General features: G+C 61.9%; 20 protein-coding genes and 1 pseudogene. 2 read left to right on the top strand and 19 right to left on the bottom strand.

The window, feature by feature from the left end:
• Positions 1-2 precede the first annotated feature (2 nt).
• The 8 genes from fliR to ACUN0G_RS21885 form a co-directional block, all read right to left on the bottom strand.
• Entirely contained in the window at positions 3-779 is a 777-nt protein-coding gene (fliR, locus tag ACUN0G_RS21920; protein ID WP_258348578.1) for a flagellar biosynthetic protein FliR, read from the bottom strand.
• A gap of 13 nt (positions 780-792) precedes the next feature.
• On the bottom strand, positions 793-1,062 hold the full coding sequence (gene fliQ, locus ACUN0G_RS21915; RefSeq protein WP_003214552.1) for a flagellar biosynthesis protein FliQ: 270 nt from the start codon (positions 1,060-1,062) through the stop codon (positions 793-795).
• A gap of 3 nt (positions 1,063-1,065) precedes the next feature.
• On the bottom strand, positions 1,066-1,809 hold the full coding sequence (gene fliP, locus ACUN0G_RS21910) for a flagellar type III secretion system pore protein FliP (protein WP_003214554.1): 744 nt from the start codon (positions 1,807-1,809) through the stop codon (positions 1,066-1,068).
• The gene (gene fliO, locus ACUN0G_RS21905; protein WP_177070635.1) at positions 1,809-2,243 is read right to left on the bottom strand and encodes a flagellar biosynthetic protein FliO; all 435 of its coding nucleotides are present in this window, start codon (positions 2,241-2,243) and stop codon (positions 1,809-1,811) included. The genes fliP and fliO overlap by 1 nt, the downstream gene beginning before the upstream one ends.
• A gap of 1 nt (position 2,244) precedes the next feature.
• Complete coding sequence (fliN, locus tag ACUN0G_RS21900) at positions 2,245-2,712, bottom strand: flagellar motor switch protein FliN (RefSeq protein WP_063028102.1); 468 nt, start codon at positions 2,710-2,712, stop codon at positions 2,245-2,247.
• 34 nt (positions 2,713-2,746) lie between these two features.
• Complete coding sequence (fliM, locus tag ACUN0G_RS21895) at positions 2,747-3,715, bottom strand: flagellar motor switch protein FliM (protein WP_017477464.1); 969 nt, start codon at positions 3,713-3,715, stop codon at positions 2,747-2,749.
• A 9-nt stretch (positions 3,716-3,724) separates the two neighbouring features.
• On the bottom strand, positions 3,725-4,225 hold the full coding sequence (gene fliL, locus ACUN0G_RS21890) for a flagellar basal body-associated protein FliL (RefSeq protein WP_258347157.1): 501 nt from the start codon (positions 4,223-4,225) through the stop codon (positions 3,725-3,727).
• A 223-nt stretch (positions 4,226-4,448) separates the two neighbouring features.
• The gene (locus ACUN0G_RS21885) at positions 4,449-5,819 is read right to left on the bottom strand and encodes a flagellar hook-length control protein FliK (protein ID WP_445574257.1); all 1,371 of its coding nucleotides are present in this window, start codon (positions 5,817-5,819) and stop codon (positions 4,449-4,451) included.
• A 236-nt stretch (positions 5,820-6,055) separates the two neighbouring features.
• On the opposite strand from ACUN0G_RS21885, the pseudogene ACUN0G_RS21880 reads away from it, so the two are divergent.
• Positions 6,056-7,167, top strand: a pseudogene (locus ACUN0G_RS21880) (IS481 family transposase).
• A 303-nt stretch (positions 7,168-7,470) separates the two neighbouring features.
• Positions 7,471-7,836, top strand: coding sequence for a hypothetical protein (locus tag ACUN0G_RS21875; RefSeq protein ID WP_445574256.1), 366 nt, complete (start codon positions 7,471-7,473; stop codon positions 7,834-7,836).
• Between the two features lie 150 nt (positions 7,837-7,986).
• Here ACUN0G_RS21875 and ACUN0G_RS21870 read toward each other — a convergent pair whose 3' ends face one another.
• The 11 genes from ACUN0G_RS21870 to ACUN0G_RS21820 all read right to left on the bottom strand — a co-directional run bounded on the left by ACUN0G_RS21870 (position 7,987) and on the right by ACUN0G_RS21820 (position 19,013).
• Positions 7,987-8,334 (bottom strand): Hpt domain-containing protein, encoded by a 348-nt coding sequence (locus ACUN0G_RS21870; protein WP_421525340.1) that lies wholly within the window; start codon positions 8,332-8,334, stop codon positions 7,987-7,989.
• 30 nt (positions 8,335-8,364) lie between these two features.
• Positions 8,365-10,083 carry an ATP-binding SpoIIE family protein phosphatase gene (locus ACUN0G_RS21865; protein WP_445574255.1) on the bottom strand — a complete coding sequence of 573 codons (1,719 nt, stop codon included), beginning with the start codon at positions 10,081-10,083 and terminating at the stop codon, positions 8,365-8,367.
• Positions 10,080-10,385, bottom strand: coding sequence for an STAS domain-containing protein (locus tag ACUN0G_RS21860; RefSeq protein WP_017477460.1), 306 nt, complete (start codon positions 10,383-10,385; stop codon positions 10,080-10,082). Before ACUN0G_RS21860 ends, ACUN0G_RS21865 begins: the two co-directional genes overlap by 4 nt.
• A 186-nt stretch (positions 10,386-10,571) precedes the next feature.
• Positions 10,572-11,021, bottom strand: a complete 450-nt coding sequence (gene fliJ / locus ACUN0G_RS21855) for a flagellar export protein FliJ (RefSeq protein ID WP_008434833.1) — start codon at positions 11,019-11,021, stop codon at positions 10,572-10,574.
• A 3-nt stretch (positions 11,022-11,024) separates the two neighbouring features.
• Positions 11,025-12,383: a flagellar protein export ATPase FliI gene (gene fliI, locus ACUN0G_RS21850; RefSeq protein ID WP_421553617.1), complete on the bottom strand. Its 1,359-nt coding sequence runs from the start codon at positions 12,381-12,383 to the stop codon at positions 11,025-11,027.
• Positions 12,373-13,137: a flagellar assembly protein FliH gene (fliH, locus tag ACUN0G_RS21845; protein WP_445574254.1), complete on the bottom strand. Its 765-nt coding sequence runs from the start codon at positions 13,135-13,137 to the stop codon at positions 12,373-12,375. The genes fliI and fliH overlap by 11 nt, the downstream gene beginning before the upstream one ends.
• 10 nt (positions 13,138-13,147) lie before the next feature.
• Positions 13,148-14,167 (bottom strand): flagellar motor switch protein FliG, encoded by a 1,020-nt coding sequence (gene fliG / locus ACUN0G_RS21840; RefSeq protein WP_017477457.1) that lies wholly within the window; start codon positions 14,165-14,167, stop codon positions 13,148-13,150.
• Positions 14,160-15,935: a flagellar basal-body MS-ring/collar protein FliF gene (fliF, locus tag ACUN0G_RS21835; RefSeq protein ID WP_076015147.1), complete on the bottom strand. Its 1,776-nt coding sequence runs from the start codon at positions 15,933-15,935 to the stop codon at positions 14,160-14,162. The genes fliG and fliF overlap by 8 nt, the downstream gene beginning before the upstream one ends.
• A 14-nt stretch (positions 15,936-15,949) precedes the next feature.
• Positions 15,950-16,282: a flagellar hook-basal body complex protein FliE gene (fliE, locus tag ACUN0G_RS21830; RefSeq protein WP_076015146.1), complete on the bottom strand. Its 333-nt coding sequence runs from the start codon at positions 16,280-16,282 to the stop codon at positions 15,950-15,952.
• A gap of 130 nt (positions 16,283-16,412) precedes the next feature.
• A complete protein-coding gene (locus tag ACUN0G_RS21825) occupies positions 16,413-17,795 on the bottom strand; it encodes a sigma-54-dependent transcriptional regulator (RefSeq protein WP_076015145.1) in 1,383 nt (460 codons plus the stop codon).
• 6 nt (positions 17,796-17,801) lie between these two features.
• A complete protein-coding gene (locus ACUN0G_RS21820; RefSeq protein ID WP_421553626.1) occupies positions 17,802-19,013 on the bottom strand; it encodes a sensor histidine kinase in 1,212 nt (403 codons plus the stop codon).
• Positions 19,014-19,069 lie beyond the last annotated feature (56 nt).

Below are 19,069 nucleotides of genomic sequence, written 5' to 3'. Positions count from 1 at the left end.
GCTTACCGCGCCCGCGCCAAGTCACGTAAGAACTGCAAGGCGTCAGTCGCCAGCGGTTGATACTGATTGAGAATGTCAGCCATGCCGACCCAGAAAATCCCCATGCCCAGCACCAGGGTCAACGGGAAACCGATAGAGAAGATGTTCAACTGCGGCGCCGCCCGGGTCATCACGCCAAAGGCGATGTTGACCACCAGCAGCGCGGTGATCGCCGGCAATACCAGCAGCAACGAGGCACCGAGCACCCAGCTCAGGCGCCCCACCAGCTCCCAGAAATGATTGACCACCAACCCGCTGCCCACCGGCAAGGTGGTAAAGCTTTCGGTCATGACCTCGAACACCACCAGGTGGCCGTTCATGGCCAGGAACACCAAGGTCACCAGCATCGTCAGGAACTGCCCGATCACCGCCACCGAGACGCCATTGGTGGGGTCGACCATGGACGCGAAGCCCATGCCCATCTGGATCGAGATGATTTGCCCGGCAATCACGAAGGCCTGGAAGAACAGCGTCAGGGAGAAGCCCATCAAGGCGCCGATGATGATTTGCTCGGCGATCAGCAGCAGCGCACTGAGGTCCAGGGCATTCACCGGCGGCATCGGCGGCAACGCCGGCACAATCACCACGGTAATTGCCACCGCGAAATACAGGCGAATGCGCCGCGGCACCAGGGTGGTACCGAACACCGGCATGGTCATCAGCACCGCCGTGACCCGGAACAACGGCAGGATGAACGAGGCCACCCAGGTGCTGATCTGGGTGTCGGTCAACGCCAGCATCGAATTCACGGGGTCAGCCGATCAACTGCGGAATACTGCCGTACAGCTGCAGGATGTATTCCATGAAGGTTTGCACCAGCCACGGGCCGGCAACGATCAAGGTGATCAGCATCACCAGCAGGCGCGGCAGGAAGCTCAGGGTCTGTTCGTTGATCTGGGTCGCAGCCTGGAACATCGCCACCAGCAGGCCCACCAACAGGCTCGGCACCACCAGCACGGCGACCATCATGGTGGTCAGCCACAGGGCTTCACGAAACAGGTCGACCGCTACTTCTGGCGTCATCGTCTACACCCCACCGAAACTGCCGGCCAGGGTGCCGATAATCAGCGCCCACCCGTCCACCAACACAAACAGCATGATCTTGAACGGCAACGAAATAATCAGCGGCGACAGCATCATCATACCCATGGCCATCAGCACACTCGCCACAACGAGGTCGATGATCAGGAACGGAATGAAGATCATGAAACCGATCTGGAACGCGGTCTTCAGCTCCGAGGTCACGAACGCCGGCACCAGGATGGTCAGCGGCGCCATGTCGGGGCTGGCGATGTCGGTACGCTTGGACAGCCGCACGAACAACTCAAGGTCGCTGGAACGGGTCTGCGACAGCATGAAATCCTTGATCGGGCCCTGGGCTTTGTCGATCGCATCCTGGGCGGTCATTTTCTCCGCCAGGTACGGTTGCAGGGCTTGCTGGTTCACCTTGTCGAACACCGGCGCCATGATGAACAGCGTCAGGAACAGCGCCATGCCGGTCAGGATCTGGTTCGACGGCGTCTGTTGCAGGCCGAGGGCCTGACGCAGGATCGAGAACACGATGATGATCCGGGTGAAACTGGTCATCAGCATCACGAACGCGGGGATGAAGCTCAGCGCGGTCATGATCAGCAGGATCTGCAGACTGACCGAATACTCCTGCGCGCCCGCTGCGTTGGTGCCCAGGGTGATCGCCGGGATCGACAACGGGTCTGCCGCGTACGCCAGCGGCGCTGCCAGCAACAGCATGAGCGTCAATAAAACGCGCATTACTTCTTATCCTTCTGATCCTTGCCCAGCAACTCCATGAGGCGCTGGGCGAATTCCGGCGTGGCCGCTTGGGTCTGGGCCACTTCCACAGGCTGCTTGAGCACGTGCAATGGGGTGATGCGGCCGGGGGTGATGCCCAGCAGAATCTGCTCGTCGCCCACCTGCACCAGCACCAGCCGGTCCCGCGGGCCAAGGGCGCGCGAACCCACCAGCTCAATCACCTGGGCATTGCCCGGGCCAATGCGCTGTACACGGCGCAACACCCAGGCGAGCACGAAGATCAGCCCCACCACCAGCAACAAACCCAACACCAGCTGGGTCAACTGCCCACCCACACCACTGCCGAGCGCCGGTGCGGCCGCCTGGGCGACCGGTTCTGCTGCCATTACGCTCAAGGGCAGCGTCGATAACAGTCCTACCAATGAGCGCTTCATATCAACGCAACTTCTTGATGCGTTCGCTTGGGCTGATCACGTCGGTCAGGCGGATGCCGAACTTCTCGTTGACCACCACCACTTCGCCGTGGGCGATCAGCGTGCCGTTGACCAGCACGTCCAGCGGCTCACCGGCCAGACGGTCCAGCTCGATCACCGAACCCTGGTTGAGTTGCAGCAGGTTGCGGATGTTGATTTCGGTGCTGCCGACTTCCATGGAGATCGACACCGGGATGTCGAGGATCACGTCCAGGTTCGGACCGTCCAGGGTCACCGGCTCGTTGTTCTTCGGCACGCTGCCGAACTCTTCCATGGGAAGGCGGTTGCCCACCGGGGCGGTGGCCGCATCAGCCGCCAGCAGCGCGTCGATATCGTCCTGGCCGACATCGCCGGTTTCTTCCAGGGCAGCCGCCCACTCGTCAGCCAGGGCCTGGTCTTCGGCGGAAGTGTTTTCGTGTTCGGTAGCCATTACATGTCCTCGGCGGAGCAGAAATTAAGGTGGATCAGCGGCGGTTGATCGGTTCAATCACTTGCAACGCGAGGTTGCCTTTGTGAGAACCCAGCTTGACCTTGAACGACGGCACGCCGTTGGCGCGCATGATCAGTTCTTCCGGCAGCTCGACGGGAATCACATCCCCCGGCTGCATGTGCAAAATATCCCGCAAACGCAACTGGCGACGGGCCACGGTGGCGGTCAGGGGTACGTCGACGTCCAGCAGGTCTTCGCGCAGGGCCTTGACCCAGCGTTCGTCCTGGTCGTCGAGGTCGGACTGGAAGCCGGCATCGAGCATTTCGCGCACCGGCTCGATCATCGAGTACGGCATGGTTACGTGCAGGTCGCCGCCACCGCCATCGAGTTCGATGTGGAAGGTGGAGACCACAATGGCTTCGCTGGGGCCGACGATGTTGGCCATGGCCGGGTTCACTTCCGAGTTGATGTACTCGAAATTGACTTCCATGATCGCCTGCCAGGCTTCCTTCAAGTCGATGAAGGCCTGTTCCAGCACCATGCGCACCACGCGCAATTCGGTCGGGGTGAATTCACGGCCTTCGATCTTGGCGTGACGGCCGTCCCCGCCGAAGAAGTTGTCCACCAGCTTGAACACCAGCTTGGCGTCGAGGATGAACAACGCGGTGCCGCGCAGCGGCTTGATCTTCACCAGGTTGAGGCTGGTGGGCACGTACAGCGAGTGCACGTATTCACCGAACTTCATCACCTGCACACCGCCCACCGCCACGTCCGCCGAGCGACGCAGCATGTTGAACATGCTGATACGGGTGTAACGGGCGAAACGCTCGTTGATCATCTCCAGGGTCGGCATACGTCCACGGACGATGCGATCCTGGCTGGTCAGGTCGTAGCTTTTGACGCTGCCGGGCTCGGCAGCCATTTCGGTCTGTACCAGACCATCGTCGACGCCGTGGAGCAGCGCATCGATTTCATCCTGGGACAGCAGGTCCTGCACGGCCATGTCGTGATCCTACTGCAATACGAAATTAGTGAAGAGCACCTGCTCGATCACCGGTTTGCCGACTTCCTTCTGGGCCACTTCCTGCACGCTGGCAGTGACCTTCTGGCGCAGCATTTCCTGGCCCACCGGGGTGGCGAGGGTGTCGAAGGGCTGGGCGGAAAACAGCATCACCAGGTTGTTGCGGATCACTGGCATGTGCACCTTGAGGGCATCCAGGTCTGCCTGGTTACGCGCCAGCAGGGTAATGCTCACCTGCAGGTAGCGTTGACGGCCGTTCTGATTGAAGTTGGCGACAAACGCCGGCAGCATCGGCTCGAAGATTGCCGGTTGCTTGACGTTCGGGTTGACCTCGGCCGTCGCGGCCGGTTTGCTCTGGGCACTGTGCATGAAGTACCAGGTAGCCCCCACGGACAAGCCGATCGCCAGGAACAAGGCCAGGACAATCACCAGGATAAGCTTGAGCTTGCCCTTGCCTGCGGGTGGTGTTGCTACGTCGTCGCTCTTCGCCATGCCAATAATCCGTCACTATTCAGGGATTCATAGTTCTGGGGAAAGGCAAGAGCAAGTGTTATGCCAGAGTTGTCAGTTCAGTCACGGTTTCGCCGACACCGCAAAACCAATGTGGGAGCGGGCTTGCTCGCGAAAGCGGTGGATCAGCACCTGTAACGGTGACTGACACTCCGTATTCGCGAGCAAGCCCGCTCCCACATTTTGATCATCGCCAGGCCTTGGATCAGGCGTAGTAGTCCACGGCACTGGAACCAATGATGGACTGCACCACCGGCGCGGCAACTTCAGCCACCTCACCGATACCGCCGCCATCAACCCCATCACCCCGCCCGCCACTGCCACTGACGCCGCGTGCCTGGTTCTGCTGTTGTGGGTCCTGGCCCTGCTGACCCTGCCAGCCACGGGACTGGTCCGACACGTTGACGTCGACCTGGCCCATGCCCTGCTGGGCAAACATCTCCCGCAGACGGCCCGACTGGCTTTCCAACGCTTCACGAACCACCGCGTGGCCGCTCATGAAGGTGACCTGCGCCTGTTGGTCAGCGGACATTTTCACGCTGATATCCAGGCGGCCCAGTTCAGCGGGTTGCAGCTGGATCTCTGCCGATTTGAGGTTGGCGCTGGACAAGTACATGACCCGGTTCACCACTTCGTCGGTCCAGCCGCTCTGGTGCATGGCCAGTGGTGCGTTGGCCACCGGTGGCAGGGCGTTCGCGGTTTTCGGTGTGGCGGCCTGGGTCAGCGCGGCGAGGCGGTTGGCGAAATCGTCGACACGGGTGTCGCTGCGGGCGTCTTTCAGGTCCTTGAGGCCGCCATCGATCAGGCCGCTGAAAGCTTTGTCGCCGCCCTGGTCGGTGCTGTCTTTGGACGCTTGCTGATCGACCATGCTGGCCAGGCCAGTGGCAAAGTTTTGCGCAGCCGTTGGCTGATCCTGGGTCGGGGCCGGCGTGCCTTTGGCTGGAGTCTGGCTGCTGGCGGACACGTGACCGCCCTGCTCCATGGCCAGGCGTACGGCGGGCATTGCGTCCAGCGGGTCGGCTTCGGGGTCGAAGGCGGGCTTGGCATCGTCGGTGGCAGCCACGGGTGGCGCTACCACGGGCTGGGCCTTGTCGTCTTTCGCCGCGACCGGTGCCGGTGTTTCGACGGGAGCTGGCGTTGCAGGGACGGGAACGGGGACTACCGCGGCCACCAGCGCCGGGTCGACGGCGGGGTCGACCGGGGGTTGCTGGGCCAGGGTGGGGTCGTCTACCGGGGCCGGGTCGTCGGTCTTGGCGGTGGTGTCCGGGGTGTCGGGCTTGGCCGGCGGGGTGGCAGGCAAAGTCTTGCCGTTATCGGCAACCGATGGAGTGCCGGCGGCAGGCTTGTCGTTGTTGGCGGCGGGCTTGGTGCTGGCGTCCGCAGGCTTGTCGCGGGTCGACCGGGTGGTGGTTTCGGAGGGTTTTGCCGCGGGCGCGGGGGCTTGCTTGGCGAACACCTGAGCGAAGCCCGGGGCCTTGTCCCGCGGGTCCGCAGCCACTGCCGGTGGATTGGCAGCGGGCGCTTGAGGCTTGGCCGCGGGGGCCGCCTGAAGAAGCGAATTCGGGGTGATTGCCATAGATAAGAGTCTCCGCCGCACAGGGGTCGAGGGTGCGGTTACAGGAGGTAGAGCAAGAGTTGGGCCAGGTTTTGGTTTTGGGTGTATATCCGTTATTTGGGTGATGGCTTCTATTGGTTCCGCTCTTACAGCGGGTCACTTTTGAAAGGAGCCTGTACGGACCGGACACATGGTTGACGGGTGTGCGGGGACATGGTGGACACTTTTCGGCGAGCTAACTTCGCCGGAAAACCATCATGCCCTGGGACACGAGAGATGCCATGAGCCTGAAAGAAGAGTTTGTCGCCTTGGCGCGGCAACCCGGCAGTAATAAACGAGAACTGTGTCGACGATTCGGTATCAGCCCCCAAACGGCGTACAAGTGGCTCGATCGCTACGAGACGCAAGGCCGGTCGGGGCTGCAAGAGAAGTCCCGCAAACCTGTCACCAGCCCCAAGCTGACCAACACCACTCTAGAGACGGCGGTCATAGCGCTCAGGCAAGAGCATCCAGCGTGGGGTGGGCGCACGATCAGCAGCATTTTGAAAAAACAAATCGCTCCCAGCACCGTTACTAATGTTCTGCACCGACACGGGCTAATTCAGCCTGCTCAGAAGGAACAAGCGGCAAAGTTGAGATTTGAACACGATGCGCCTAACGATCTTTGGCAGATGGACTTCAAAGGGCATTTCCCGACGCAACAAGGCCGATGCCATCCCCTGACCCTGCTGGACGACCACTGGCGATTCAGGCCTGTGATAACGAGCGTGGGACCACGGTGAAAGAGAAAATGATCGAAGTGTTCCAGCGCTTCGGATTACCGGCTCGCATCAACGTCGATAACGGCCCGCCCTGGGGCTCGCCACGCAACCCTGGCGAAATCACAGAGCTGAGTATCTGGTTGATTCGCTTAGGAATTCGGATCAGCTTTAGCCGTCCTTACCACCCCCAAACCAATGGAAAGATTGAGCGTTTCCATCGGTCACTCAAGGCCGAAGTGCTTGATGGGCGTCAGTTTTCCACGATCAAGGAAGCTCAAACAGCATTTGATCAATGGCGTGAGGTTTATAACTTGCAACGGCCTCATCAAGCGTTGGACTACAAGGTGCCGATGGACCGGTATCGAGCCAGCCCATGGGCTTATCCGCAGCAGTTATCGGAGTTTGAATACGGACCGGACGACGTATTGGCCAAGGCTTATCACAGCCGATTCCGCTTTCAGAAACGCTATTTCAGCATCGCTAAGGGTCTGGCTGGGCATCACCTCGCCATACGTCCTAATCCTGAAAGTGATGGGCTTTTTGACGTCTACTTTTGCCATCACTTCCTACGAACAATCGACGTGAGCAAGCCAGACTATGGTCCATAATGTGTCAACCATGTCCCCGCACATGTGTCCACCATGTGTCCGGTCCGTACAAAAGGAGCCCAAAAGTAACCAAAAGGCTCTTGCCCCACCACTCGGCTCCTCGCCTAGGCTCGGAGTGCCCTCACTCCGGCTTTGGACCGTGGGCCGCCGTCATGGGCCATCCCTGGCCCAGGACGGCTAACCTGGCGTCCTGCCAGGTTACCCACGCTCCAAAGCCTGCGTTCGGCCAGCGTGGTTTAACGGGGCGCCTAAGATCAAGATCAAAAGCAGATCAAGAGCACAGCGGCCTCCCGGCCGGCTTGAGTGTTAAAAGCAAAAGCAAAAACCAGAGCGAAAACAAATCTGCTTTTCTGTGGGAGCGGGCTTGCTCGCGAAAAACCTGAGGGCGCCGCGTTCATCCAGAATGCCCGCGTCATCGTTAACGACCTTCGCGAGCAAGCCCGCTCCCACATTTGGACCGTGCCCGCTTTAGCTTTTGATTTTGCTCTTCAACACTCAAGCCGGCCGGGAGGCCGCTGTGCTTTTGCTTTTGATTTTGATCTGACTGCCCCAATAAGCCCGAGGCCGAACGCAGGCAGTGCGGAGCGGGTAAACCGGCAGGACGCCGGTTTAGCCGCGCCGGGCCATGGATGGCCCGTCGCGGCGGCCCGCTTCGCGGTGCCGGAGTGAGGGAACACCGAGCCTAGGCGAGGTGCCGACAGGCGGGGCAGAGCCCTTTGCTTACTTTGGGGCTTTTCCAAAGTGAGCCGCTGTAAGAGCGGAACCATAAGCCGCCGTTACCTAAATAACGGATATACACACCACCTCAGAGCCAAAACGTCAGAGCTGAAACCGCTCCCGCTCATGCTCATACAACGGCCGCACCAGCGCGAATTCATGGTCAATCTCATCCACCAGTCGCCCCAAATCCGTAAAAGCGTGCTTCGCGGACTTATCCTCGAGCAACTGACAAAGCTCAGCCAACCGCACCGCCCCAAGGTTACCGCTACTCCCCTTAAAACTATGCGCAATCCGCCCCAACGCCTTGGCATCATCCCGAGCCCGGCGCAGCGCCTCCACCCGCTTCTGCGAGTCATCAAGAAAAGTGTCGAGCAACTTCGGATACTCGCCCTCCATGACCTCCTGCAAGCCAGTCAGCACATCGGGGTCCAGATGAATCTCTGCCACTTGTTCGCTCCTTGATCAAGAATCGGCGGATTATGCCAGAGCCTTCCATGAAAACTCCACGCGCGCACACCGCCCGCCGTCAGACCAGCCTACATCGCTGCTCAACTGCCGCACCAGGCTCAACCCCCGACCAGACAGACGGTCAACATCCAGCGGCCTGGCCAGCACCTTCTCCACATCAAATCCCGACCCACTGTCCTCGATCCGCAAAGTCAGACACCCACCCTCCCCGGTCGGCACCACATCCAGATGCACCCGCACAAACCCACTGTCCAACCGCGCCAGCCGCTCATTACGCTCGCGGTAATACGCCGCAAACCCCTGGGCATCACGCTTGAGCCGCGAATCCAACCCCAGCACCCCATGCTCCAGGGCGTTGGAATACAACTCCGCCATCACGCTATACAACGCCCCGCTATGCTCCCGCAGCCCATGAACCTCCAACAGCAATTGCAACAAATACGGCAACGGGTTGTAGGACTTGAGCGTCTCGGCACGAAACTCAAAGCTCACCGACCAATCCAGCGGCGACGACTGGCCGCTGTCGGAATACACCATCGACGGCGAACGCAACGCCTCCCCCGCCTGCAAGCTGATCTCCACCATGCTGACGTCATCACGCACTTCGCCGCGAAAAGCCGCCAGGGCCTGCTCGATCTCCTCGAACAACCGGTCCGGCTCGCGGTTGGCCGCAAACACCTGCTGCAAACGCTCGGCGCCAAACAGCTGCTCCTGAGCATCCGCAGTATCCAGCACACCATCCGACAGCAAAAACACCCGGTCGCCCAGCGCCATCGGCCAGACTTCAGTGCGGTCATCAAACGCCTCGGCCGTCAGCACGCCCAATGGCAAATGCCGCGACACCAGCGGCGTGCGCTTGCCGGTGGCGAGGTCATGCACATAACCCTCGGGCATGCCGCCGTTCCACACTTCCACCACCCGGCGTTGGGCGCTGAGGCACAGCAAGGTGGCGCAGCAGAACATGTCCACCGGCAGGATGCGCTTGAGCTTGGCGTTCATCACCCGCAGGGTCTGCGCCAGGCCGTAGCCCTTGGCCGTCATGCCGTAGAACACTTCCGCCAGCGGCATCGCGCCGACCGCCGCCGGCAAACCGTGGCCGGTAAAGTCCCCCAGCAGCACATGCATATCGCCCGATGGCGTGTAGGCCGCCAGCAGCAGGTCACCGTTGAACAGCGCGTAGGGCGATTGCACGTAGCGAATATTCGGCGCGGCGTTGATGCAGCCGGAATGCGCGACCTTGTCGAATACCGCCTTGGCCACCCGCTGCTCCTGCAGCAGGTAGTCGTGGTGCCGGGCGATCAGGTCGCGCTGCTGCAACACCGTGGCCTGCAAGCGGCGCAGGCGGTCCATGGCGTTAATCTTCGCCGCGAGGATCACCTGGTTATAGGGTTTGGCCAGGAAGTCGTCGCCGCCGGCATCCAGGCACTGGGCCAGGGCTTCGCTCTCGCGCAGGGAGGTGAGGAAGATGATCGGCACCAGCGCCTCCCCCGCCAGTTGCTTGATCTGCCGGGCCGCCTCGAAGCCGTCCATGACCGGCATCAGGGCGTCCATCAACACCAATTGCGGCCGCTCGCGGATGAACACGTCCACAGCTTCCTCACCGTTGCTGGCGGTCAGTACCTGGTGGCCCTGACGGCGCACGATGCTCGACAGCAACAAAAGGTCGGCAGCGCTGTCTTCGGCGATCAATACCGTCAGCGCTTCGAGGACCGGGGCCAGGACGCTCAACTGAGGTCGAACAGTTTGTCGAAGTTGGAGATGGCGAGGATCTTGCGCACGTCGGAGTTGCTGTTGACCACCTGCACTTCGGCATCGTCGCCGCCGGCATGGTCCCGCAGCAGCAGGAGCATGCCCAATGCCGAGCTGTCCATGTAGGTGGTTTCCTTCAAGTCCACCACGTAGATCTCGGGCACCTTGTAGAACTTTTCGTAGGCATCACGAAAAGCCTGGTGACTACCGAAATCGAATCGACCCTTGACGGTGATCGTCGCTTTCTTCCCATCCAGGGACACTTCTGATTCGACTGACATTCGACTGCTTCCTTGTCATTGGCAATGTGCAACAAGGTTTAGCAGGTGATGGGCAAGTGGGCAAATCCACGTAGGAGCGAGCTTGCTCGCGAAAAACGCAAGACCAGCGCGTAAATCCTGATTGCCCCGCGTTATCGTTGACGACCTTCGCGAGCAAGCTCGCTCCTACAGGGGGCTGCGGCGTGCTTAATAGGGGTTTTGGCGGGGCAGACGCTGAGACAATTCATCGAGCAACTTCTGCTCGCGCTTGTCTTCCAGTGCCCGGGCTTCGTCGATGTAGCGTTGCACCAGCTTGCGCAGGCCTTCGACCCGGGCGTAGGCCTGTTGCCAGCTGTCGCGGGCCTTGTCGACATTCGCCTGGTGCCAGGCCAGGCTCTGGCGCTGCTGGCCGACGGCGGTTTCCAACTGGTTGAGAAAGCCCTGGTAGCCCATCAGCCATTGGCCGGAGACGCCCTTGCTGCCGCGCTCGATCCACTGTTGCTGGTACTCGCCGCGAAAGCGTTCCAGGTCGCCCAGTTTGCTTTCCGCCAGGCGAACCTGGCCCTGGAAGTAACCCAGGCGCTGGACGGCGGTCTTTTCAGCTTTTTCGGCCATGTCCACCACCGGGGCAAGGCGTGCGGCTCGGGTATTGGCCATGGTTTATCCGCCGGGTGCCGGAGCGAAGATACTACCCAAGTGCGCCTCGCTCTCACCCATGCTGATCTTGTCGTTGAGGCCTTGGCGCAGGTAGGTCACCAGTTGCGGTTGCAGGGCGATCGCCAGGTCGGTCTCGCGATCACCGCCGGCCACGTAGGCGCCCACGCTGATCAGGTCGCGGCTCTGTTGATAACGCGACCACAACTGCTTGAAGTGCTGCGCCCGCATCATGTGCTCGGGCGTGACCACCGAAGGCATCACCCGGCTGATGGAGGCTTCAATGTCGATGGCCGGGTAATGCCCTTCCTCGGCCAAGCGCCGGGACAGCACGATGTGCCCGTCGAGCACGCCCCGCGCCGAGTCGGCAATCGGGTCTTGCTGATCATCGCCCTCGGAAAGCACGGTATAGAACGCGGTGATCGACCCCCCACCGGCTTCAGCGTTACCGGCACGCTCCACCAGCTTGGGCAGCTTGGCGAATACCGACGGCGGATAGCCCTTGGTGGCCGGCGGCTCGCCGATGGCCAGGGCGATTTCCCGCTGGGCCTGGGCGAAACGGGTCAGGGAGTCCATCAGCAACAGGACGTTCTTGCCCTTGTCGCGAAAATATTCGGCGATACGTGTGCAGTACATCGCGGCACGCAGGCGCATCAGCGGCGCGTCATCCGCCGGAGAGGCGACCACCACTGAACGCTTGAGGCCTTCTTCGCCGAGGCTGTGCTCGATGAATTCCTTCACCTCGCGACCCCGCTCGCCGATCAGCCCCACCACAATAATGTCGGCCTCGGTAAAGCGGGTCATCATGCCCAGCAGCACCGACTTACCCACGCCGGTACCGGCGAACAGGCCCAGGCGCTGGCCGCGGCCCACCGTCAATAAACCGTTGATGCTGCGAATGCCCACGTCCAGCGGCACGCTGATGGGGTTGCGCTTGAGCGGGTTGATGGTCGGGCCGTCCATCGGCACCCAGTCTTCGGCCTTCATCCCGCCCTTGCCGTCGAGGGCGCGACCGGCACCATCCAGCACCCGGCCGAGCATGCTCATGCCCATGGGAAGGCGACCGGTATCCGCCAGCGGCACCACTCGGGCGCCGGGGGCGATGCCGGCAACGCTGCCGACGGGCATCAGAAATACTTTGCTGCCGGAAAAGCCCATCACTTCGGCTTCGACCTGCACAGGGTGGTAGCTGTCGTCGTTGATCACCATGCAGCGGCTGCCCATGGCAGCGCGCAGGCCTTCGGCTTCCAGGGTCAGGCCGACCATGCGCAGCAGGCGGCCCTCCAGGATCGGCTGGCCCGGCAACTCGGTGGCTTCGGCATAGGCACCCAGGCGCTTGGCGAAGCTGGTGCGATCAAGGCGCATCGGGGGTGTCCAGCTTGACGCTCAAGTCCGGCTCGGCCGGGTGCAGCGCCTGCTCGTGCAACTGGTCAAACAGCTTGGCCATGATCTGGGTGATGCGCGTCTCCACCGTGGCGTCGATGCGGCTGTGTTCGGTCTCGACCCGGCAACCACCGGGCAGCAGCGCAGCGTCTTCGACGATGCGCCAGGTTTCTTCATGGCGCTCGCGCAGGGCTTTGACCTGTTCGAAATCCTGGGGGTTGATGTACAGCCGCACGTTGCCGACGCCCAGGGGCAGCAGCTTGAGGGCTTCGCGCATCACGCTTTCGATTTGCGTGGAATCCAGGGCCAGTTCGCGCTGAATCACCTGGCGGGTGATGTGCTCCACCAGCCCGACCATGGCTTTTTCGATCTGCGAATCCTGCTCGGCGATGGGCTCGAACAGGCTGCCCATCAGGGTTTCCAGGCTGGCCAGCTTGACGCTCAGCGCCGCCTCGGCTTCCTGACGGACCTTGAGGGTGGTGCTGCGAAAACCGTCTTTCTCACCGGTGGAAAAACCTTCGTTGTAGGCTTCCTGACGAATGCTTTCGAGCTCTTCCAGGGTCAGTGGCTGGACTTCTTCCAGCGGCACTTCTTCCATCTCGGCCGGAGCTTCTTCTACCGGCTCGGGTTCTGGCTCCGGGCGATGCGGGTCGAAACTGGGCAGCGACCAGACGTCGAACCCTCCGACGTCCCGTGCGCGAATCAGATCGCTGGGCGTCTCATCTTTGTTCGACATGCGTGGCGCCTTAAATCATTTCTTCGCCGCCCTTCCCACCGAGAACGATTTCTCCGGCTTCGGCCATACGGCGGGCAATGGTGAGGATTTCTTTCTGCGCTGTTTCCACGTCGCTGACGCGCACTGGGCCCTTGGCCTCGAGGTCGTCGCGCAACAGTTCGGAAGCCCGCTTGGACATGTTCTTGAAGATCTTTTCCTTGACGCCTTCGTCCGAACCCTTGAGGGCCAGCACCAGCACGTCGGAGGAGACTTCACGCAGCAACGCCTGGATGCCACGGTCGTCGACATCGGAGAGGTTGTTGAACACGAACATGAGGTCTTCGATCTGCACCGACAGGGTATCGTCGATCTCGCGGATCGAGTCCATCAACTGGCCTTCCACCGAGCTGTCGAGGAAGTTCATGATGTCGGCCGCACGCTTGATGCCACCCAGGGTGGTACGCGAAGCGTTGGAGTTACCCGAGAACTGCTTCTCGAGAATCGTGTTCAATTCTTTCAGGGCCGCCGGCTGTACGGTGTTCAACGACGAGACGCGCAGGATGATGTCCAGGCGCACCTTGTGGTCGAAATGGCCGAGCACTTCGCCGGCCTGGTCGGGGTCGAGATACGCCACCACGATCGCCTGGATCTGCGGGTGTTCGTAGCGGATCACGTCGGCCACGGCCCGCGGTTCCATCCACTTCAGGCTGTCGAGGCCGCTGGTGTTGCCCCCCAGCAGGATGCGGTCGATCAGGCCGTTGGCCTTGTCTTCGCCCAGGGCCGAGGTGAGCATCTTGCGAATGTAGCTGTCGGAGCCGACGCCCAGGCTGGTCTGGTCGCCGACGATCTCGACGAACTCGCTCATCACCTGCTCGACTTGCTCGCGGTGCACATTGCGCATTTGCGCCATGGCCACGCCGACGCGCTGAACCTCTTTGGGCCCCATGTGGCGCAGCACTTGGGCGGCGTCGGTTTCTCCGAGGGACAGCAACAGCACGGCGGCTTTGTCGACCCGGGAGAGTTTGGCTACTGCAGCTCGGCTATCACTCATCTGCGTTAATCCACTCTTTCACGACCTGGGCCACACGACCCGGGTCTTCGGCCACCAGGCTCTTGATTGCGTTCAACTGAGCGTCATAACCCTCGCTCGGGCTCGGCAACAGAATGCTTTGCGGGCCACCAAGGCTCACGCGGTCGTTGGCCAGTTCGCCATCCAGGCCGCCCATGCCACCCAACTCGACGTCGCCACCGGCCAGGGCCAGTTGTTTTTTGCCGTGGCCGGTGATGTTGTTGAGCACCGGACGCAGCACGCCAAACACCAGCACCAGGATGAACAACACACCCAGCACTTGCTTGACGATGTCCCAGAACCACGGCTGAGTATAGAACGCGGCCTCGGCAATCACCTCGCCCCGCTCGGCGGAAAACGGCATGTTGATCACGCTGACGCTGTCGCCACGGCTGGCATCGAAGCCCACTGCGTCCTGTACCAGGCGGGTGAAGCGCGCCAATTCGTCGGCGCTCCACGGGGCACGGGTGACGGCGCCGTCGGCGGCGTTGATCTTGACCTGGTCATCCACGACCACCGACACCGACAGGCGATTGATCCGGCCCTGCTGCTGCTTGGTGTGGCTGATGGAGCGGTCGAGCTCAAAGTTCTTGGTGGACTGGTTGCGCTTGTCGGCCGGGTACGGCGCGAGCATTGGCTGGCCGGTGGCCGGGTCCATGATCTGCTGACCGTTGGCGTCCAGCAGCGGCTGGCCAGGTTGCACCGCGCCTGCGGTAGCAGCGGCGCCACCGGTGGTTTGCGGAGCGGTGGCCGGGGTTGGCGGCTGGTTGCTCAGGGCACCCGGCACGCCTTGCGGGCCATTGCTGGCGGTGCGTTGTTCAGTGGTCGATTGCTCGCTGCGCAGGGCCGGCTGGTCCGGGTTGAACTGCTCGGAAGTCGATTCGACGGCGCTGAAGTCCACGTCGGCAGACACTTCAGCCTTGTAGCGATCATTGCCCAACACCGGTTGCAGGATGTTGTGCACGCGTTGGGTCAGCATGCTTTCCATGCGACGGCTGTAGTCGAACTGCTTGCCGGCCATGGTCAGCGAAGAGTTTTCCGCGAGGTCCGACAGCAGGTTGCCCTTCTGGTCGACCACGGTGATTTGCGACTTGCTCAATTCGGGAACGCTGGTGGCCACCAGGTTGATGATCGCCAACACCTGGCCAGGCTCCAGGGAGCGGCCAGCAAACAACTCGACCAGCACCGAGGCGCTGGGCTTGCGTTCATCGCGCACAAACACCGAGCTTTTCGGAATCGCCAGGTGCACCCGGGCGCCCTTGACGTTGTTCAACGCGGAAATGGTGCGCGCCAGTTCGCCTTCCAGGCCACGACGGTAGCGGGTGGCTTCCATGAACTGGCTGGTACCCAGGCCTTGGTCCTTGTCGAGGATTTCAAAGCCGATATTGGCGTCGGACGGGGTGACGCCGGCTGCCGCCAGCTTCATCCGTGCACGGGCTACATCATCGGCCTTGACCAACAGGGCGCCGGAATTCGGTTCGACGGTGTAGGCAATGTCTGCCGCCGCCAGGGTTTCCATGATCTGCTTGGAATCCATGCCCGCGAGGCTGCCGTACAGCGGGCGGTAATCCGGTTGCTGGGACCACAGCACCACGGCAAAACCAATCGCCACGCTGGCAGCCAGGCCGACCATCAGGCCCACCTGACGCAGCATGGTCATCTCGGAGAGGTTTTCCAGGAACGACAGGCCGAACAGCGGCGGCTTGCCGTCTGCCTTGGCGGGTGCGTTATCCACGACTGCTTCTGCCATGACTCAAATCGTCCTTAAACCGGCATCTGCATGATGTCTTGATAGGCTTGAACCAGCTTGTTGCGTACCTGAGTCAAGGCCTGGAATGAAACGCTGGCTTTTTGCGAGGCGACCATCACGTCGGTGAGGTCCACGCCGCTTTTGCCGATCTCGAAAGCAGTCGCCAACTGACTGGATGCCTGCTGGGTATCGCTGACTTTGTTGATGGCCTGGCCGAGCATGTCGGCAAAGCTGCTCTGGCCCAATTCCGGCACGGCTTGCGCGGCGGATTTCGGTTGAGCCATGGCATCCATTTGCATGGACCGCATATCCAACATCAACCGATTGAACTCAACACCTTGGCTCATGACCTTCTCTCTCCGACGACCCGCAATTTTTTGACACTACACAGCGATTACAGGGGTGGTAGCAACAAGGGTGCCAGCTCCGTGGCATTCTGTAAGAAAAGGCGACTGGCCCTGTCGGCTTTGAGAATTTTCAGGTGGCGTAGAGGTAGGCTTCCACGTCCATCCCGGCATCGCGCATCTGCGCCAGCTTGTAGCGCAGGGTGCGCGGGCTGATGCCCAAGCGCTCGGCGGCCTCTTTGCGGCGGCCGCGCTCGGAACGCAAGGTGTCGATGATCATCTGGAATTCGCGGCGGCGCAGGTCGTCGCCCAAGGCACCGGCCGACTCGGCAGGCGCCGCTTCGATCTGTGGGGCGGCCGCCAGGCTCGGCAACGGCGCTGCGCCGGTGCCCATGGCCAGGCAGAAGTCCTGGGGCTGGATCAAGCCACCCTGCTGCAAAATCAACGCACGCTGGATCGCATTGTCCAGTTCCCGCACGTTGCCGGGCCATGGGTAGCTGATCAGGCAGGCCTGGGCGTCGGCCGACAGGCGCGCCTGGGCATGCTTCATTTTATTGACGTGCTTGCTCAGCAGGCGCTCGGCCAGCGGGATGATGTCTGCCGGTCGCTCGCGCAACGGGCGCCAGGCCAACGGGAACACCGAGAGGCGGTAGAACAGATCCTCACGGAAGCGCCCCGCCGCCACTTCGCCCGCCAGGTCGCGGTTGGTGGTGGCCACCACGCGGATGTCCAGCTGGATCGGCTTGCGTGCGCCCACCCGCTCCACTTCGCGCTCCTGCAATACCCGCAGCAATTTGGCTTGCAGGCCCAGGGGCATTTCGGAGATTTCGTCCAGCAGGATGGTGCCGCCGTCTGCCTGTTCGAACTTGCCGGCCTGAGCGGCGATGGCGCCGGTGAACGAGCCTTTCTCATGGCCGAACAAGGTGGCTTCGAGCATGTTGTCGGGGATGGCCGCGCAGTTGATCGCAATGAACGGCTGGCTGGCACGATGGGATTGCTGGTGGATGTAGCGCGCCAGTACTTCCTTGCCGGTGCCGGACTCGCCGGAGATCAATACGGTGGAGTCGCTGCGGGCGACCCGGGCCGCCAGTTCCAGCAATTGCGCACTGGCCGGCTCGAAGGCAATCGGGCCTTCGCCGTCGGCGGCGCCCAGAGTGCCGAGGGCATGGCGCGCGACCAATTCGATCAAGGCTTTGGGTTCGAAGGGTTTGACCAGGTAATCCGCAGCGCCCTGGCGCATGGCGTCAACCGCGCGCTCCACCGCACCGTGGGCGGTCATCAACAGCACCGGCAATTGCGGCTGGCGCGCACGCAACAGGCCGAGTAACTGATGGCCGTCCATGCCCGGCATGTTCACGTCGCTGACCACCAGGCTGAAGGACTCCTGCTCCACGGCCTCCAAGGCTTCTTCGGCAGAACCGACCGCACGGTAGTCATGGCCCGCCAGCAACAGCGTGTCAGCCAATGCTTCACGCAGGGCACGATCGTCTTCAACCAATAAAACCTTGATAGCCATGACCTTTTACTCCGCGCTGACGGCGCATGAAAACAGCGGCAGCGTCATCAACGCGCACGTGCCGCGACCCAACCGGGAACGCAGCTGCAATTCTCCCTGATGGGCACGGGCAACTGCCTTGACCACGGTCAGGCCCAGGCCGGTACCGTTGGTTTTGGTGGTGAAAAAAGGTTCGCCGAGGCGTTGCAGCACCACCGGGTCAATCCCGCTGCCGCTGTCGCTGATGCTCAGGCGCAGGGTGTCGCCACGGTTGTACAGGTGAACCTTGAGCCGCGCCCCGGGGCCGCTGGCCTGGGTCGCGTTTTCGATCAGGTTGAGCAGCGCGCCCACCAGCGTGTCGCGGTTGCACAGCAACTCGCCGTGATGGCTGTCGCACTGCCAACGGACTGACGCTTCCTGGATGTGGGTGGCGGCGGCGGCTTGCAGGGACTGCATCAATACCGCCGGGGTGACGCGATCGGTCAGCGGCAATTCGCCGCGGGCGAACACCAGCATGTCGCGCACTTGATGCTCCAGCTCGTGCAAACGCTCCTTGAGCCGCCCGGCAAAACGCTGGTGAGTGGCTGCCGGCAACTGTTCATCAGTCAAATGACTGGCGTAAATCAGCGCAGCGGACAACGGCGTACGAATCTGATGCGCCAGGGAAGCGACCATCCGCCCCAGGGACGACAGGCGCTCGTGGCGTGCCAATTGGTCTTGCAGGTGACGGGTTTCAGTCAGGTCGTTGAGCAACACCAACTGGCCGGGTTCGGCATCCAGGGAACGGGTGGCGATGGACAAGCGGCGCCCGTCCTTGAGAGAGATTTCGTGGCCATCGTCTTCCCGCGGCGCGAAGCAGCGGGTGATGACCTCGCGCCACAGCTCGCCTTCCAGCGGCAGGCCGAGCATGTCGCAGGCCGCCGGGTTGGCTTCGCGCACGCGGCCCTGGTCGTCGATGACGATCACGCCACCGGGCAACAGGTCGAGGAGGTTTTGCAGACGGTTGGCCAGGCGCTCTTTCTCGGCCAGCTCTTCCATGCGCTGGGCGCTGACCACCGCCAACTCGCCTTTAAGCTCGGAAACCCGTGCTTCCAACAGGCTGTAGGAGTCAGTCAATTGGCTCGACATCTGGCTGAACAGGGAAAAGGCCTGTTCAAGCCCGAGACGGCTGATCTGCTCTACGGAGGGGGCAGGCCCCTGAGTGTCAGGGACCGAAGATAATTGGGCGGCGTGGGGCATCATGCTCTCTCGCTTGGCTGACCGTCAGTTAAACGGAACGTTGCGAGTGCTGTAGC

The organism is Pseudomonas sp. 32A (assembly GCF_052682255.1).
Note: the sequence above shows the minus strand (reverse complement) of the source record. Positions and strands in the feature narration are given on the sequence as shown.